Source organism: Aeromonas sp. R7-2, from assembly GCF_040908105.1.
Lineage (GTDB): Bacteria > Pseudomonadota > Gammaproteobacteria > Enterobacterales > Aeromonadaceae > Aeromonas > Aeromonas caviae.
In genome coordinates, this window is sequence record NZ_JBFODC010000036.1 from 359,443 (window position 1) to 375,665 (window position 16,223).

A 16,223-nucleotide genomic window follows, 5' to 3' on the forward strand; every position below is an offset into this window, starting at 1 on the left:
CCACAACGATTTCAAGTGTGTTCATACGAGTAACCAAGAGAGAAAATGACCGACGATCACCCTAGTACCGGCTCGCCGAAGAAAACCTGGCTCGACAAACTCAGCCAACTCTTCCAGGGCGAGCCAAAAGACCGCAACGATCTGGTAGAGGTCATCGCCGATGCCGAAGAGCGGGACCTCATCGATCAGGACACCAAGGACATGATCGAGGGCGTGCTCGAGATTGCCGAGCTGCGCGTGCGTGACATCATGATCCCCCGCTCCCAGATGGTGACCATCGAGAAGTCCCAGCCGGTGGACGAGTTCCTGCCGGTCATCATCGAATCCGGCCACTCCCGCTTCCCGGTGATCAACGAAGACAAGGATCACGTGGAGGGCATCTTGCTCGCCAAGGATCTGTTGCCGTTCGGTTTTGGCGGCCAGCATGCCAGCGAACCGCTCCAGCTGGAGAAGATCCTGCGTCCCACGGTGATCGTGCCGGAGAGCAAGCGGGTCGATCGCCTGCTCAAGGAGTTCCGGGAAGAGCGCTACCACATGGCCATCGTAGTGGACGAATTTGGCGGTGTCTCTGGCCTCGTGACCATCGAGGACATTCTGGAGCTCATCGTCGGCGAGATTGACGACGAGTTCGACGACATCGAGGATGAGCCGGAAGAGATCCGCCGCATCAGCAAGCGGGTCTTCTCGGTGAGCGCGCTGACCGAGATCGAGGACTTCAACGACTTCTTCGGCACCCAGTTCAGCGATGAAGAGGTGGACACCGTCGGCGGTCTGGTGATGCACGCCTTCAGCCACCTGCCCAAGAAGGGTGAAGAGATCGAACTCGACGGCTACCTGTTCAAGGTGATGCACGCCGATCGCCGTCGCCTGCAACAGTTGCAGGTGAAGATCCCCGAGCATCATGCGGCGGCGCAGCCGGAGTCCTGATCCCGCCCAGCACCACGCACATCCCGCGCCCCTCTCGTCAGGGGCGCTTTTTTTGCCTCTCTCCCGCCGCGCGACCGCCCCTGGACCCACGCCGACCGCGAGGCTCGCCGTTGACCCGGTTTGCGGTTAAGATGTCGGCCATTGTGTTTCCATTCAGTCCAATTCGAGCCCCGATCCCCCGTGAAATCGAAACTCCTGACCAGCCTGTTTGCCATTGTCAGCGGCGCCATCGCCGTGCTGGCCTTCTCCCCTTTCGGCTACTGGCCCCTGGTGATCCCCTCCCTGCTCGGCCTTTACGCCCTGCTGGACAAGGCCACCCCCAAACAGGCAGCCTGGCGCGGCTTCGGCTACGCCATGGGTCTGTTCCTGCCCGGGCAGTGGTGGATCCACGTCAGCATGACGGAGTTTGGCGGCATTCCGCTGCCGGCCGCCTTCGTGCTGCTGGCCGGGCTCTGCGCCTATCTCTCCCTCTACCCGACCCTGGCCTGCTGGCTCTTCGCCCGCTTCTTTGCCGGCCGCCACTGGAGTCGCTGGCTGCTCGCCTTCCCGGCGCTCTGGCTGATGGCCGACTGGCTGCGGGGCTGGGTGATGACCGGCTACCCCTGGCTCTGGTTCGGCTACACCCAGATAGACGGCCCCCTCAAGGGCTTCGCTCCCCTTCTCGGGGTGCAGGGCATCACCCTTGCCCTGCTGCTCACCGCCTCCGCCCTCTGGCTGGCATGGCAACACCGCAAGCCGGCCTGGCTGCTGCTCCCCGTCGCCCTGGTGGGCGCCGCCCAGGGGCTGATGCAGCTCAACTGGGTGACCCGGGGTGAGCCGGTCAAGGTCGCGCTGGTGCAGGGCAACATCGAGCAGTCCCTCAAGTGGGATCCGGAGGCCCTGGTGCCGACGGTGCGCAAGTATCAGGATCTCAGCCGCGAGAACCAGGATGCCGACATCATCGTCTGGCCGGAGTCCGCCATCCCGGCCATCGAGAAGGAGATGGGTACCTATCTGGAGAGCCTGGACAAGGCGATGAAGGTGAACGACACCGGCCTGCTGGCGGGGATCATCCATTACGATCTGAAACAGCAGCGCTTCTTCAATACCGTGCTCGGCATGGGGGTGCAGGATGCAGAAGGCAAGGAGTCCTACTACTACGAGCACAAGAACCGCTACTACAAGTACCACCTGCTGCCCATCGGCGAGTTCGTGCCCTTTGAAGATCTGCTGCGTCCCATCGCCCCCTTCTTCAACCTGCCCATGTCCTCCTTCAGCCGGGGTGACGAGGTGCAGCCGAACCTGATCGCCAAGGGGCTCAAGTTTGCCGCCGCCATCTGTTACGAGATCATCTTCCCGGACGAGGTGCGCCGCAACGTGCAGCCGGATACCGACTTTCTGCTGACCGTCTCCAACGACGCCTGGTTCGGCACCAGCATCGGCCCCTGGCAGCACATGGAGATCGCCCGCATGCGCGCCCTCGAGCTGGCCCGCCCGCTGCTGCGCGACACCAACACCGGCATCACCATCGTCACCGAGATAGACGGCAGCATCATCGCCCAGATCCCGCAATTCGAGGCTGGAGTATTGCGTGCCGAGGTACGCCCCGCCCACGGCCAGACCCCCTATCTGCGTTTTGGCAGCTGGCCCATGTATGGCCTAGCCGCCGCCCTGCTGGGGCTGGCCCTGTGGCTGCGCCCACGTGCCCACCCCTGGGCACGCAAGGGCTAAGACCACACAACGCCGATAAACAAAAGAGGCGCCCTTGGGCGCCTCTTTTTATGGTTTGGCTTATGGCTTGGCACAGTCTGGCGGCTCAAGGAGACAGCGGCTCACGGTGATACTCATCGGCCCCGCACTCGGGGCAGGTGGCAAGCTGCTCCGGGTGCAGCACGGTATGGCGCCACTCGCAGTGATCGCACACCAGCACCCCGAGTCCCACCCAGTCCCCCGCCCGGTAGACCCCCTTGTGTTCCAGCTCGTCCGCCAACTCCTGCCACTCCACCTGGGTGCGGTCGGTCACGTCTGCCAGCCAGGACCAGGCGGTGTCCTTGAGCGCCAGCATGAAAGCGGACTCCTCCACCTGCTCATCCTTGCGCCCTTCGTCATAGTTGCCCAGATCCCGCTTCACATACTCGGCGATCAGCGCCAGCTCGTCCTGGGTCAGATCCCCGGCCGCCTCCAGATAGGCCTGCACCTTGGCGATCATCCGGTTGAGGCGCTCTCCCTGAAACGCTTCCGTCTCTTCCCACTGCTTCTTGAGCTGGGCGATAAAGGCTTCATACCCTTGTCGACGTTTGTCCATGGCCATCACTCCTCTGCTGAATCCCGATCGAGCCAGACCCTGACCTCGGGCTCGGCGGATACGGGCGGCGGTTGCCATTCTCACTTCGTTGCGACTCTCGCGGCTCTTGCGGCGCTGCAAATCCTCGCGGGTACCGGACCTGGCCCGAGACCGGGCGGATGCTGGCGGTTGTTGCCGCCGCAGGATATGGGTATTCTATCGGGATTTCCCAGCCGTTTTATCTATTCATTTCACAGATCCGGATGTCACCAATGCAAGAGCAATACGTTCCCCAATCCATAGAACCAGCAGTGCAGAAGCACTGGGATGCCAAGAAAACCTTCAAGGCGGTGGAGAAAGTAGACAAGGAAAAGTTCTACTGCCTCTCCATGTTCCCCTATCCGTCTGGTCGTCTACACATGGGGCACGTTCGCAACTACACCATAGGTGATGTGATCTCCCGTTATCAACGGCTCAATGGCAAGAACGTGCTGCAACCCATCGGTTGGGACGCCTTCGGCCTGCCGGCGGAAAACGCCGCCATCAAGAACAACACGGCACCGGCCCCCTGGACCTACGAAAACATCGAATACATGAAGAACCAGCTGAAGATGCTGGGTCTGGGTTATGACTGGGATCGCGAGCTGGCCACCTGCAAGCCGGACTACTACCGCTGGGAGCAGTGGTTCTTCACCAAGCTCTACGAAAAGGGCCTGGTCTACAAGAAGACCTCCTCCGTCAACTGGTGCCCGAACGACATGACGGTGCTGGCCAACGAGCAGGTAGTGGACAACTGCTGCTGGCGCTGTGACACCCCGGTGGAACAAAAAGAGATCCCTCAGTGGTTCATCAAGATCACCGACTACGCCGAAGAGCTGTTGAACGACATCGACAATCTGGAAGGCTGGCCGGAGATGGTCAAGACCATGCAGCGCAACTGGATTGGCCGCTCCGAAGGGGTCAACATCAGCTTCAATATCGACGGTCAGGCCGAGCACCTCGAGGTCTACACCACCCGTCCGGACACCTTCATGGGTGTGACCTATGTGGGCATCGCCGCCGGTCACCCGCTGGCGCTGCAAGCAGCCCAGAACAATCCGGAGCTGGCCGCCTTCATCGAAGAGTGCAAGAACACCAAGGTAGCCGAAGCTGAACTGGCCACCATGGAGAAGAAGGGCATGGCCACCGGCCTCTACGCCATTCACCCGCTGGATGGCCGCAAGGTGCCCATCTGGGTCGCCAACTTCGTGCTGATGAACTACGGCACCGGCGCCGTGATGGCGGTACCGGGTCACGACCTGCGTGACCACGAATTCGCCACCAAGTACGGCCTCGAGATCAAGCCTGTCATCAAGCCGGTTGATGGTGACGTCGACGTGAGCGAAGCGGCTTATACCGAGAAGGGCGTGCTGTTCAACTCCGGCGAGTTCGACGGCCTCGACTTCCAGGGTGCCTTCGATGCCATCGCCAACAAGCTGGAAACACTGGGTAAGGGCAAGCGCACCGTCAACTACCGTCTGCGCGACTGGGGGGTTTCCCGTCAGCGCTACTGGGGCGCCCCCATCCCCATGCTGACCCTGGCGGATGGTACCGTGGTGCCGACCCCGGAAGATCAACTGCCGGTCCTGCTGCCGGAAGATGTGGTGATGGATGGCATCCAGAGCCCCATCAAGGCTGACGCCGAGTGGGCCAAGACCACCTACAACGGCCAGGAAGCATTCCGCGAGACCGATACCTTCGACACCTTCATGGAGTCCTCCTGGTACTACGCCCGCTACTGCTCCCCGGACTACGACAAGGGCATGTTGGATCCGGCGGCCGCCAACCACTGGCTGCCGGTGGATCAGTACATCGGCGGCATCGAGCACGCCTGTATGCACCTGCTCTATGCCCGCTTCTTCCACAAGCTGCTGCGCGATGCGGGCCTGGTGAACAGCGACGAGCCGTTCAAGCGTCTGCTTTGCCAGGGCATGGTGCTGGCCGACGCCTTCTACTACAAGGATGAGAAGGGCGGCAACGTCTGGGTCAGCCCCCTCGACGTCAAGGTGGAACGTGACGACAAGGGCCGCATCACCAAGGCTGTCGACCTTGAGGGTCGTGAAGTGATGCACTCCGGCATGACCAAGATGTCTAAGTCCAAGAACAACGGCATCGACCCGCAGTTGATGGTGGAGCGTTACGGCGCCGATACCGTCCGTTTGTTCATGATGTTCGCCTCCCCGGCCGAGATGACCCTGGAGTGGTCCGACTCCGGCGTGGAAGGTGCCCAGCGCTTCCTGCGCCGCCTGTGGCGCATCACCTTCGAGCACGTATCCGGTGGCGCCGTTGCCGCACTGGACGTCGCCGCCCTCACCAGCGACCAGAAAGCCGTGCGCCGCGAGCTGCACAAGACCATCGCCAAGGTGAGCGACGACGTGGGTCGCCGTCAGACCTTCAACACCGCCATCGCTGCCATTATGGAGCTGATGAACAACCTGGCAAAACTGGGCAGCGACGCTCAGGATCGCGCCCTGATGCAGGAAGCGCTGGAAGCGGTCGTGGTCATGCTCTACCCCATCACCCCGCACATCGGCTTCGAGCTGTGGAAGATGCTGGGCAAGGAAGGGGACATCGATGTCGCGGCCTGGCCGGTGGCTGACGAAGCGGCCATGGTCGAGACCGAGAAGCTGGTGGTGGTGCAGATCAACGGCAAGATGCGCGGCAAACTGACCGTACCGGCCGAGATAAGCCAGGCCGACGTCGAGAAGCTGGCCATGGCCGATGCGTCCGTACAGAAGTTCACCGACGGTCTGACCGTGCGCAAAGTCGTGTACGTGCCGGGCAAGCTGCTCAACATCGTGGCCAACTGATGACGCCTCCCCTGGCGGCGGCCGACGGTCCGGGCCAGGGGCTGACGACACACGGATGATGACGGCGGGCCTTGCGCCCGCCGCTCTTCCCTTCATGCAAAGAGGATTTTTTATGGGCACCATCTTCACGCGCTGGATGGCCATCGTGCTGGCAGGACTGCTGCTGCAGGCCTGCGGTTTTCAGATGCGGGGCACCGCCATTCCCCCCGAGCTGATGACCATGAAAGTGGTCGGTGACAACAAGAGCGACTTCTACCGACTGGTCACCACCCGTCTCAAGGCCGCTGGCGTCGAACTCGCCGACAAGGAGGGCATCCCGGTGCTGACCCTGGCCGGGGTACGTAGCCGCAGCCAGGTCGCCTCGGTCGACTCCATCGGCCAGGACCGCGAATACCTGCTGAGTTACAGCACCCAGTTCACCGTGGTCATGCCGGGCAAACCGACCCAGGTCTTCCCCATCACCTTCAACCGCAGCTTCCTGAACAAGCCGGATGCGGCACTCGCCTCCTCCCGCGAGCAGGAGCAGCTGGGCAAGGAGATGCAGGAGCAGGCCGCCAACCTGGTTATTCGCCAGCTCAGTCAGGTCAAGTTCTGATGCGCGTATCTTGATGAGAGGGTGTTGATGAGAGTCTATCCCGAGCAGTTTGCGGATCACCTCAAGGCAGGGCTCAAGCCCTGCTATCTCATTTTCGGGGACGATCTCCTGTTCAAGAATGAGCAAGCCATCGACCGTGCATCCTTCCCCCTCAACCAGGCCAGGTTCTGATGCGGATTTACCCTGAACAACTCGCGGATCACCTCAAGGCAGGGCTCAAGCCCTGCTATCTCATTTTCGGGGACGATTTCCTGTTCAAGAATGAGCAAGCCATCGACCGTGCATCCTTCCCCCTCAACCAGGCCAGGTTCTGATGCGGATTTACCCTGAACAACTCGCGGATCATCTCAAGGCAGGGCTCAAGCCCTGCTATCTCATTTTTGGGGACGAGCCCCTGCTCAAACTGGAAGCTGTCGACGCCGTGCGTCAGGTGGCACGCAAACAGGGCTTCGATGAACGCCACAGCTTCGTGGTGGAACAGGGGCTGGACTGGAACCAGGTCTACGATGCCTGCCAGGCCATGAGCCTGTTCTCGGCCCGCCAGATCATCGAGCTGGAGCTGCCCGCCAAGATCGACAAGGATCTCGCCGCCCGCATCAGCGACATTGGCAAGCAACTCCACCCCGACCTGCTGCTGGTCCTGAGTGGTAATCGCCTCAACCAGACCCAGATGAAGGCGTCCTGGTTCGACAAGCTGAGCCAGAGCGGCACCTATGTACCGGTCAACCACCCCGAGCCCCGTTTCTTCCCGCGCTGGATGAGCGCCCGCTTTCAGCGCTTCGGCCTCAAGGCACTGCCGGATGCGCTCAATTTCATGTGCCACGCCTACGAGGGCAACCTGCTGGCCGCGAGCCAGGAGATCGAGAAGCTGACCCTGCTCTCGCCGCCCCAGCCCATCAGCGTCGCCTATCTGCAGGAGACCATCATCCGCCACGCCCACTTCACTCCCTTCCAGCTCGTCGATACCCTGCTGGAAGGAAAGGTGAACCGGGCCCAGCGCATCCTGCTGGCCCTGCGCGCCGAGGGCACCGAACCCGGCATGCTGGCCTGGACCCTGTGCCGCGAGCTGGAGCAGCTCACCGAGCTGGCGCTGGCCGCCCGCGCCGGACAGCCCCTGGTGGAGCATTTCAGCCGCCTGCGCATCTGGCAGAGCCGCCAGCAGCTCATCCAGCAGGCGCTGACCCGGCTTCCCTTCCCCAAGATCCGGCAGCTCTGGCAACTGATGGCCCAGCTGGACCATGCCCAGCGCCATTTCGACACCGAGCAGGCCTGGCTGATGCTGCAAACCATCGCCCTCGGCTTTCGTGACGGTACCCCGCTCCCCCTGCTGGAGACGGAATCATGCTGACACCGCCCATCGGGATCCTCGGCGGCACCTTCGATCCCATTCACATCGGTCACCTGAGGCCCGCCATCGAGGCACGGGACGCCCTGGGTCTGGCCGAGGTGCGCCTGCTCCCGAACCATATCCCGCCCCACCGGGCCAATCCGCTCTGCTCCAGCGAGCAGCGACTCGCCATGGTCGCGCTGGCTGCGGCGGACAACCCGGGCTTCGTGGTGGATGAGCGGGAGCTCAGGCGCGACACCCCCTCCTGGACCATCGACACCCTTGTCGAGTTGAGGAGCGAGCTGCCGGACACCCCGCTCTGCTTTTTGATGGGGATGGATTCCCTGCTCGGCCTGCCGGGCTGGCACCGCTGGCAGGAGCTGCTCGATTACGCCCATCTGGTGGTGAGCTGCCGCCCAGGCTGGCAACCGGATTATTCCGTCCAGGTTGCCGAGCTGCTGGCCCGCCACCAGACCCGGGACATTCAGGATCTCCATCGCCAGCGCCACGGTCATGTCTGGCTTTGTGACAACCTGCCCGTCGAGCTGTCGGCCACACGCCTGCGTGCCCTGCTCGCGGCAGGCCAGGATCCCAAATACCTGCTGCCCAACCCGGTCGCCGACTATATCCGGCACCACGGGCTCTACCGCTCATCGGCAACGCAGTAAACGGCGTCACGCAGGCTGGTCAGCCGACACGTCCGGGCGCACCGGGCCCGGCCCTGACTATTGCCAGGCCGGGTTGCACACTATAGTGATCGTCAAGGGCCCCTCCCCCACGGGACGGCTCCCCGGGCGATGCTCCCTTTGCCAGGCTGGGAAACGGGAGTGACCATGATATAATCCGCCGCCCTCTGGCGCCGGAAGATAGGAGAAGACATTGCAAGGCCAAGAATTGCTCGCCTTTATCGTCGACAAGATCGATGACATGAAAGGCCGCGACATCATCACCCTCGATGTGCGCGGCAAATCCAGCATCACGGACACCATGATCATCTGCTCCGGCAACTCCAATCGTCACGTCAGTGCCATCGCCCACAACCTCGCCAGCGAGGCCCGTCATGCGGGGCTCGACCTGCTGAGCGTGGAAGGGGAACTCACCGGTGAGTGGGTGCTGGTGGACATGGGGTCGGTCATCGTCCACGTGATGCAGGATGAGTACCGCGACTTCTACCAGCTGGAAAAACTCTGGAGCGGCGCCGCCCAGGTCAATTCGCAATAAAGGGCGACAGCGTAACCAAAGATGAAGATCCAGTTGATTGCCGTGGGCACCAAGATGCCTGCCTGGGTAGAGCATGGCTTCGAAGAGTACCGTCGCCGCTTCCCCAAAGACATGCCGTTCGAGCTGGTCGAGATCGGCGCAGGCAAGCGCGGCAAGAATGCCGACATTCCCCGCATCCTGCAAAAGGAAGGGGAAGCCATGCTGGCCGCCGCCGGCCGCTCCCGCATCGTGACCCTGGACATTCCGGGCAAGCCCTGGACCACGGAGCAGCTCGCCGTGCAACTGGAAGCCTGGAAGCTGGATGGCCGGGATGTGGCGCTGCTGGTGGGTGGCCCGGAGGGGCTCTCCCCCGAGTGCAAGGCTGCCGCGGAACAGAGCTGGTCGCTCTCGCCCCTGACCCTGCCCCATCCCCTGGTGCGGGTACTGGTGGCCGAGAGCCTCTATCGCGCCTGGAGCATCACCACCAATCACCCTTATCACAGAGAGTGACCCATGCCGACCCTGAGCATGCATTTCTCCTCTCTCACCCGCACGTCAGCCACAAGGTAACGGCATGCTGAAGAATCGCATTGAAATGCGCGATCACAGTGCCGAGGGACGTCTGTTCTTCCGGCGCACCCTGGTCGCCTACATCGGCATGGTCACCCTCATGCTGGTGCTGCTGGCTAACCTCTACTACCTGCAAGTAGAGTCTTACGAAACCTATCAGACCCGATCCAACGACAACCGCATCCGTGTGGTGCCGGTGGCGCCGCCCCGTGGTCTCATCTACGACGCCAACGGTGTCCTGCTGGCGGAAAACCGCCCGGTCTACAGCCTGGAGATCGTGCCCGAAGAGACCGAGAACCTGGAGAAGACCGCGGACGACCTCATCACCCTGCTGGCCCTGCCGGAGGGGACCAAGGAGAAGTTCCTGGCCGAGGTCAAGCGTCAGCGCCGCTTCAAGCCCGTGCCCCTGTTCGAGAAGCTGACCGAATACCAGGTCGCCCTCTTCTCGGTCAACCAGCATAACTACCCGGGGGCCAGCATCGAGGCCTACCTCAAGCGCTACTACCCGTTCGGCGACACCCTCACCCATGCTCTGGGCTACGTGGCCAAGATCAACACCCGTGACGTGGAGCGCCTCGAGAAGGAGGAGAAGCTCGCCAACTATGCCGCCACCAAGGACATCGGCAAACAGGGGGTAGAGAAGTACTACGAGGATCAGCTGCACGGCGTGGCGGGTTATCAGGAGGTCGAGGTGAACAACCGCGGCCGGGTGGTGCGCACCCTGAAATTCCAGCCCCCCGAGCCCGGCAAGGACATCTACCTCAACATCGACATCCGCCTGCAGTTGAAAGCCCAGGAGCTGCTGGCCGGCCGCCGGGGCGCCATCGTGATGATGGAGCCCAACACCGGCGCCATCCTGGCCATGGAGTCGAGCCCGAGCTACGACCCCAACCTGTTCGTGACCGGCATCTCCAGCGCCAACTACTCGGCGCTGCTCAACGATCCCGCCCGGCCGCTGGTGAACCGCACCACCCAGGGCATCTATGCCCCCGCCTCCACCGTCAAGCCCATGATGGCGGTGATGGGGCTCAACGAGGGGGCGATCACCCCCAATTACCGCTACTTCGGCGGGCCCAGCTTCTCCATCCCGGGCACCACCAAGAAGTTCCGGGACTGGCGCCGCTGGGGCCACGGCTGGCTCGACGTCTATCGCGCCATCGAGGTCTCGGCGGATACCTATTTCTACGATCTCGCCTACCGGGTCGGCATCGACAAGATCAACAGCTACATGACCAAGTTCGGCTTCGGCCAGTACAGCGGCGTGGACCTCTATGAAGAGACCCGGGGTGTCATGCCCTCCCGGGACTGGAAGATGGCCCGCTGGCGTCAACCCTGGTACCAGGGGGACACCATCTCCATCGGCATCGGCCAGGGCTACTGGAGCGCCACCCCGATCCAGCTCGCCAAGGCCATCAGCATCCTGACCCAGAACGGTCACGATGTGACGCCGCACCTCCTCAAGAGCACCGCCTCCTCCGATGGCGTGGTCAACGCCCCCATCAACCCGAACGTGGCCATCGCCGCCAAGAGCGATACCTACTGGCAGGTGGCCAAGGACGGCATGTGGCGCGTCATCAACGGCCACGAAGGGACGGGGCGCCGCGCCTTCGCCAATACCCCCTACAAGGCGGCGGGCAAGTCCGGCACCGCCCAGGTGGTGGGCCTCAAGGAGAACCAGGTCTACAACGCGGCCACCACCAAGGTGGAGCACCGCGACAACGCCCTGTTCGTCGCCTTCGCCCCCTTCGAGGCCCCCAAGGCGGTGGTCGCCCTGGTGCTGGAGAACGCCGGGGGCGGCAGCGCCATGGCGGCACCGGTCGCCCGCCACATGCTGGATGCCTATCTGCTGCCGCCGGAACCCCAGTTGCCACCGGCACCGGAAAAGCCGTCCCAACCGAGTGAGGTCGTTTCCCAATGAGTAATTCTGCCCGCCAGCAGAGCATCTGGTACAAGCTGCACATCGACCTGCCGCTGCTGCTCGGCCTGCTGACCCTGATGGCCCTCTCCATGGTGGTGCTCTACTCCGCCTCGGGCCAGGATCTCGACTCCATCGTGCGCCAGCTGGTGCGCGGCGCCCTGGCCTTCGGTCTGATGATCGGCATGGCACAGCTGCCGCCCTCCCTCTATGCCCGCTGGTCGGTGCCCCTGTTTGCGGTGGTGGTGCTGCTGCTCATCGCGGTGGACGTGTTCGGCCATATCGGAAAGGGGGCCCAGCGCTGGCTCGATCTCGGCTTCATGAAGTTCCAGCCCTCCGAGGTGATGAAACTCTCCATGCCCATCATGGTGGCCGCCTGGCTCAGCCGGCACTCCCTGCCGCCAAAGTTCAGCCATGTGATGATCGCCCTGGTGATGGTGCTGCTGCCCACCCTGCTGATCGCGGCCCAACCCGATCTCGGCACCTCCATCCTGGTGGCCGCTTCCGGCTTCTTCGTCATCTTCCTGGCGGGGATCAGCTGGTGGCTCATCGGGCTCGCGGTCTTGCTCATCTGCGCCTTCATGCCGGTACTCTGGTTCTTCCTGATGCACGACTACCAGCGCCAGCGGGTGCTGATGCTGCTGGACCCGGAGAAGGACCCGCTCGGTCGCGGCTATCACATCATCCAGTCCAAGATTGCGATCGGCTCCGGCGGCGTGTTCGGCAAGGGGTGGCTGCAAGGCACCCAGTCACAGCTCGAATTCCTGCCAGAGCGCCACACCGACTTCATCTTCGCCGTCTTCAGCGAGGAGTTCGGTCTGGTGGGCGTGGCCCTCTTGCTGGTCATCTACCTCTACATCATCAGCCGCTGCCTGTTTATCTCCATGCAGGCCCAGAACAGCTTCGAACGCCTGCTGGGAGGCGCCCTGACCCTGACCTTCTTCGTCTATGTGTTCGTCAACATGGGCATGGTAAGCGGCATCCTGCCGGTGGTAGGGGTTCCCCTGCCACTGGTGAGCTACGGCGGCACCTCTATGGTGACCCTGATGGCGGGCTTCGGCGTTCTGATGTCCATCCAGACCCACAGGCGGCTGCTCGCCTGATGCGGCTCGGCTGGCTGGCTCTATCTCTGTGCACCCTGACGGCGGGTGCTGCCGTCTCGCCGGCCCGGCTCAGCCTGCTGGCCGAGCAGCAGCAGGTGCCGCTGGCAGAGTTGCAGGCCGCCGCCGCCCAGGCCAGCCTGCGCCAGGAGGTGCTGGACACCATTCGCCGCCCCTGGGAAGCCAAGCCCTGGCACCGCTACAGGCCGCTGTTCGTCACCCCGGAGCGCATCCGGGACGGAGTGGGATTCTGGCAGCGCCATGCCTCCACCCTGGCACGGGCCGAGCAGACCTACCAGGTCCCCGCCTCCCTCATCGTCGCCATCATCGGCATCGAGACCTTTTACGGTCGACAGATGGGCCGCCATCCGGTGCTCGACAGCCTTTACACCCTGGGATTCCACTACCCCGAACGGGCGGATTTCTTCGCCAAGGAGTTTGCCCAGCTGGTGCTGATTGCCCGGGAAGAGAAGTGGCCGCTCACCACCCTCAAGGGCTCCTATGCCGGCGCCATGGGCATGGGCCAGTTCATGCCCTCCAGCTACCGCCACTACGCGGTCGACCTCGACGGAGACGGCAAGCGGGATCTCTTCGCCAACCCGGCAGATGCCATCGGCAGCGTGGCCAACTACTTCGCCCTGCACCACTGGCGCTGGGGCGAGCCGGTGGTGGAGCCCGCCTTGATCGGATTGGCGCCAGTAGGTACCCTGCTTGCACCCGAGCCCGAGCTAAGGCACCGCTGGGCAGAGCTGGCCGCTGCGGGCATTGAAGTCGCCACACCGCCGTCACCCGAGACACCGGTAAAACTGCTGGCGATGGAGCAGGCCGAAGGACCGGAATACTGGGTCGCGCGCCACAATTTTTACGTGATCACCCGCTACAATCGCAGCCCTCTCTATGCGATGGCGGTGCATCAACTCAGTCAAGCAATCCAGGACGCTTATGCATTACAGCCACAAACTTCTTCCCCTCAGCCTGACCTTGTTGCTGGCCGCCTGTAGCAGCCAACCCGAACCCCAGACGCTGCCCCCGGAGCCCGTTCCCCAGGAGAAGCCCCAGGTCATCGAGATCCCCCAGGCGACCGGCGCCATTCCCCGCCCCGAACCCATGAGCGAGAGCGGCAACAGGGACTACTGGATCGGAAAGCAGAAGTTTGAGGTGTGGCGCGACATCAAGCACTACAGCGAGGAAGGCACTGCCAGCTGGCTCTCCCGGGATCTGGACGGCAACAAGACTGCCAACGGCGACGTGCAGGACAGCACCCTGTTCAGCGCCGCCCACCGCAACCTGCCCCTGCCAAGCTACGTGCGGGTCACCAATCTGGACAACGGTCTGGAGACCATAGTACGCGTCAATGATCGCGGCCCCTTCGGCAGCGATCGCCTCATCGATCTCTCTCACGCCGCCGCCGCGCAACTGGAGATGGTGGAAGGGGGTGAGGCCCGGGTGCGCCTCGAACTCATCACCGATCAGCCGGATCAGATGGTGGAGATGGTGCCCATGACCCCGATGACGCCCATGGAGCCTGCGGCGCCAGCCGCCAATTCCTTCGTGAACGAGACGCCGGCCCCCACGGCACCGGCCAAGGCCGCGCCTGCTCCTGCCGCCACGACGACCACCACCGTCTCCCCTCCCAAGGCCGGTGCGACCCAGGGCAAGATGATCCAGGTGCTCGCCAGCGGCTCGCAGGCGCGGGCCGAGGCCATGGGCAAGGTGATGACCCAGCGCTATGGCGTGCCGTACCAGGTGGTGGCACATGGCGCCGTCTTCCGCGTCCTGCTCGGACCCGTGGCCAGCGACAAGCAGGCCCCTCTGCTCGAGCAGATCCGCCAGGGTGGGTTGGAGCAGGCTTTCATCGTGCCCTGATACCCGCCCCGACCTCGCGCCGGGATACGACGCGAGGTCGGGGGCCATCCCATAAAATCCCGTCCAGGTCGCATCTCGGACTATGACCGACACGCACATCTGGTATAGTGGGGCCCGCTTTTTTTCAACTTGGGTACATCCCATCCAGGCACCAGGAATTTCAAGATGTCCAAATTTGCCCGCTCCGTTATTCTGGCCTCCCTGTTAAGCGCCACCGCTCAGGCCAACCAGCCTGTTCCGACCCCGGATTCGGCCCTGCCGAGTGCCCAGCCGGTCCCCACTTTGAACAGCGCCCCCATGGTGGTACCTGCCGCGCCCGAGATCTCCGCCAAGGCCCACATCCTGATCGACTACTTCTCCGGACAGGTGCTGGCCGAGCAGAACGCCGACGAGCGTCTGCCCCCCGCCAGCCTGACCAAGATGATGACCTCCTACATCGTCGGCGACGAGCTGCACAAAGGGAACATCAAGGGCACCGACATGGTGACCATCAGCCAGAACGCCTGGTCCAAGAACTACTCCGACTCCTCCAAGATGTTCATCGAGGTGGGCAAGCAGGTCTCCGTCGATGATCTCAACAAGGGCATCATCATCCAGTCCGGCAACGACGCCTGCGTCGCCATGGCCGAGCACCTGGCAGGCAGCACCGACTCCTTCGCCAGCCTGATGAACGCCTGGGCCGCCAAGCTCGGCATGAAGGACTCCCAGTTCAAGAACCCCCACGGCCTGGATGAAGAGGGCCACTACAGTACCGCCCGCGACATGGCCCGCCTGGGTCAGGCCCTGATCCACGATCAGCCGGAGGAGTACAAGATCTACTCCCAGAAGTCCTTCGTGTTCAACGGCATCACCCAGCACAACCGCAACCGCCTGCTGTGGGACCAATCCCTGCAGGTTGACGGCATCAAGACAGGTCACGTCAGCCAGGTCGGCTACAACCTGGTCTCTTCCGCCACCAACAACGAAGGCATGCGCCTGATCGCCGTGGTCATGGGGGCCAACAGCGAGGCCTCCCGCGCTGCCGAGAGCAAGAAGCTGCTCACCTACGGCTTCCGCTTCTTCCAGAGCCTGACCCCCTACAAGGCGGGCACCGAACTGGTCACCCAGAAGATCTGGATGGGCGACAAGCCGGAAGTGAAGCTGGGGGTCGACAAGGACGTCTCCGTGCTGGTCACCCGTGGCCAGGGCAACAACCTCAAGGCGGACTTCCAGCTGGAGAGCGAGCTGAAGGCGCCCCTGGCCAAGGGCCAGCGCGTCGGCACCGTGTACCTCAAGCAAGGGGACAAGGAGATCAAGCAGGTTCCCCTGGTTGCCCTGGAAGAGGTGCAGGAAGGTGGCCTGATGAGCCGCCTGTGGGATTACCTGGTCATGCTGGTCTCCAGCTGGTTCAAGTAACAGACCCTTCCTCAAGCAGCGGCGCCAACAGGCGCCGCTGCTGTCTTTTGCGGTCTGTCCAGTCAATAACCCTGTAATCTGCAGGTTCCGCCGACTGACGATTTGTGGTAAAAAGCAGCATTTCCACGTCTTGCCGCACCGCCGGGTCTTGATCCCGAGGCTGCTCATGCCCATATAGACTGGGAACTGTCCCCTGGGGGCAGATGAGGGGACCGT

General features: G+C 63.1%; 14 protein-coding genes and 2 pseudogenes. 15 read left to right on the plus strand and 1 reads right to left on the minus strand.

All coding sequences use genetic code 11. From position 1 onward, the window contains the following. Positions 1-45: 45 nt before the first annotated feature. A complete protein-coding gene (gene corC / locus AB5Y47_RS17055) occupies positions 46-927 on the plus strand; it encodes a CNNM family magnesium/cobalt transport protein CorC (RefSeq protein WP_010673769.1) in 882 nt (293 codons plus the stop codon). Between the two features lie 180 nt (positions 928-1,107). Further along, positions 1,108-2,637, plus strand: a complete 1,530-nt coding sequence (gene lnt / locus AB5Y47_RS17060; RefSeq protein WP_319891646.1) for an apolipoprotein N-acyltransferase — start codon at positions 1,108-1,110, stop codon at positions 2,635-2,637. 85 nt (positions 2,638-2,722) lie between these two features. Here the strand turns inward: lnt and AB5Y47_RS17065 are convergent, their stop codons facing one another. After that, positions 2,723-3,211 (minus strand): zinc ribbon-containing protein, encoded by a 489-nt coding sequence (locus AB5Y47_RS17065; protein WP_160838694.1) that lies wholly within the window; start codon positions 3,209-3,211, stop codon positions 2,723-2,725. Positions 3,212-3,462: 251 nt separating this feature from the next. Between AB5Y47_RS17065 and leuS the strand changes: the two genes are divergently transcribed. The 13 genes and pseudogenes from leuS to AB5Y47_RS17130 all read left to right on the plus strand — a co-directional run bounded on the left by leuS (position 3,463) and on the right by AB5Y47_RS17130 (position 16,007). After that, a complete protein-coding gene (gene leuS / locus AB5Y47_RS17070) occupies positions 3,463-6,039 on the plus strand; it encodes a leucine--tRNA ligase (RefSeq protein ID WP_316286414.1) in 2,577 nt (858 codons plus the stop codon). A 112-nt stretch (positions 6,040-6,151) separates the two neighbouring features. After that, positions 6,152-6,634 (plus strand): LPS assembly lipoprotein LptE, encoded by a 483-nt coding sequence (gene lptE, locus AB5Y47_RS17075; protein ID WP_043153202.1) that lies wholly within the window; start codon positions 6,152-6,154, stop codon positions 6,632-6,634. 27 nt (positions 6,635-6,661) lie between these two features. After that, positions 6,662-6,769 (plus strand): annotated as a pseudogene (locus tag AB5Y47_RS17080) (DNA polymerase III subunit delta); the annotation flags it as partial. Positions 6,770-6,804: 35 nt separating this feature from the next. Further along, positions 6,805-6,912, plus strand: a pseudogene (locus AB5Y47_RS17085) (DNA polymerase III subunit delta); the annotation flags it as partial. A gap of 35 nt (positions 6,913-6,947) precedes the next feature. Further along, complete coding sequence (holA, locus tag AB5Y47_RS17090; RefSeq protein ID WP_319910400.1) at positions 6,948-7,982, plus strand: DNA polymerase III subunit delta; 1,035 nt, start codon at positions 6,948-6,950, stop codon at positions 7,980-7,982. Continuing rightward, positions 7,976-8,629 carry a nicotinate-nucleotide adenylyltransferase gene (nadD, locus tag AB5Y47_RS17095; RefSeq protein WP_319910401.1) on the plus strand — a complete coding sequence of 218 codons (654 nt, stop codon included), beginning with the start codon at positions 7,976-7,978 and terminating at the stop codon, positions 8,627-8,629. Before holA ends, nadD begins: the two co-directional genes overlap by 7 nt. Before the next feature lie 211 nt (positions 8,630-8,840). After that, positions 8,841-9,182 (plus strand): ribosome silencing factor, encoded by a 342-nt coding sequence (gene rsfS, locus AB5Y47_RS17100; protein ID WP_010673762.1) that lies wholly within the window; start codon positions 8,841-8,843, stop codon positions 9,180-9,182. Positions 9,183-9,203: 21 nt separating this feature from the next. Further along, positions 9,204-9,671 (plus strand): 23S rRNA (pseudouridine(1915)-N(3))-methyltransferase RlmH, encoded by a 468-nt coding sequence (gene rlmH / locus AB5Y47_RS17105; RefSeq protein ID WP_005298242.1) that lies wholly within the window; start codon positions 9,204-9,206, stop codon positions 9,669-9,671. A gap of 64 nt (positions 9,672-9,735) precedes the next feature. Then, a complete protein-coding gene (gene mrdA, locus AB5Y47_RS17110; RefSeq protein ID WP_010673761.1) occupies positions 9,736-11,649 on the plus strand; it encodes a penicillin-binding protein 2 in 1,914 nt (637 codons plus the stop codon). Beyond that, on the plus strand, positions 11,646-12,749 hold the full coding sequence (gene rodA / locus AB5Y47_RS17115) for a rod shape-determining protein RodA (RefSeq protein ID WP_010673760.1): 1,104 nt from the start codon (positions 11,646-11,648) through the stop codon (positions 12,747-12,749). The genes mrdA and rodA overlap by 4 nt, the downstream gene beginning before the upstream one ends. Next, entirely contained in the window at positions 12,749-13,747 is a 999-nt protein-coding gene (gene mltB / locus AB5Y47_RS17120; RefSeq protein ID WP_368220419.1) for a lytic murein transglycosylase B, read from the plus strand. The genes rodA and mltB overlap by 1 nt, the downstream gene beginning before the upstream one ends. Next, positions 13,689-14,612 carry a septal ring lytic transglycosylase RlpA family protein gene (locus AB5Y47_RS17125; protein ID WP_368220420.1) on the plus strand — a complete coding sequence of 308 codons (924 nt, stop codon included), beginning with the start codon at positions 13,689-13,691 and terminating at the stop codon, positions 14,610-14,612. The genes mltB and AB5Y47_RS17125 overlap by 59 nt, the downstream gene beginning before the upstream one ends. 165 nt (positions 14,613-14,777) lie before the next feature. After that, the gene (locus AB5Y47_RS17130; RefSeq protein ID WP_010673757.1) at positions 14,778-16,007 is read left to right on the plus strand and encodes a D-alanyl-D-alanine carboxypeptidase family protein; all 1,230 of its coding nucleotides are present in this window, start codon (positions 14,778-14,780) and stop codon (positions 16,005-16,007) included. Positions 16,008-16,223 lie beyond the last annotated feature (216 nt).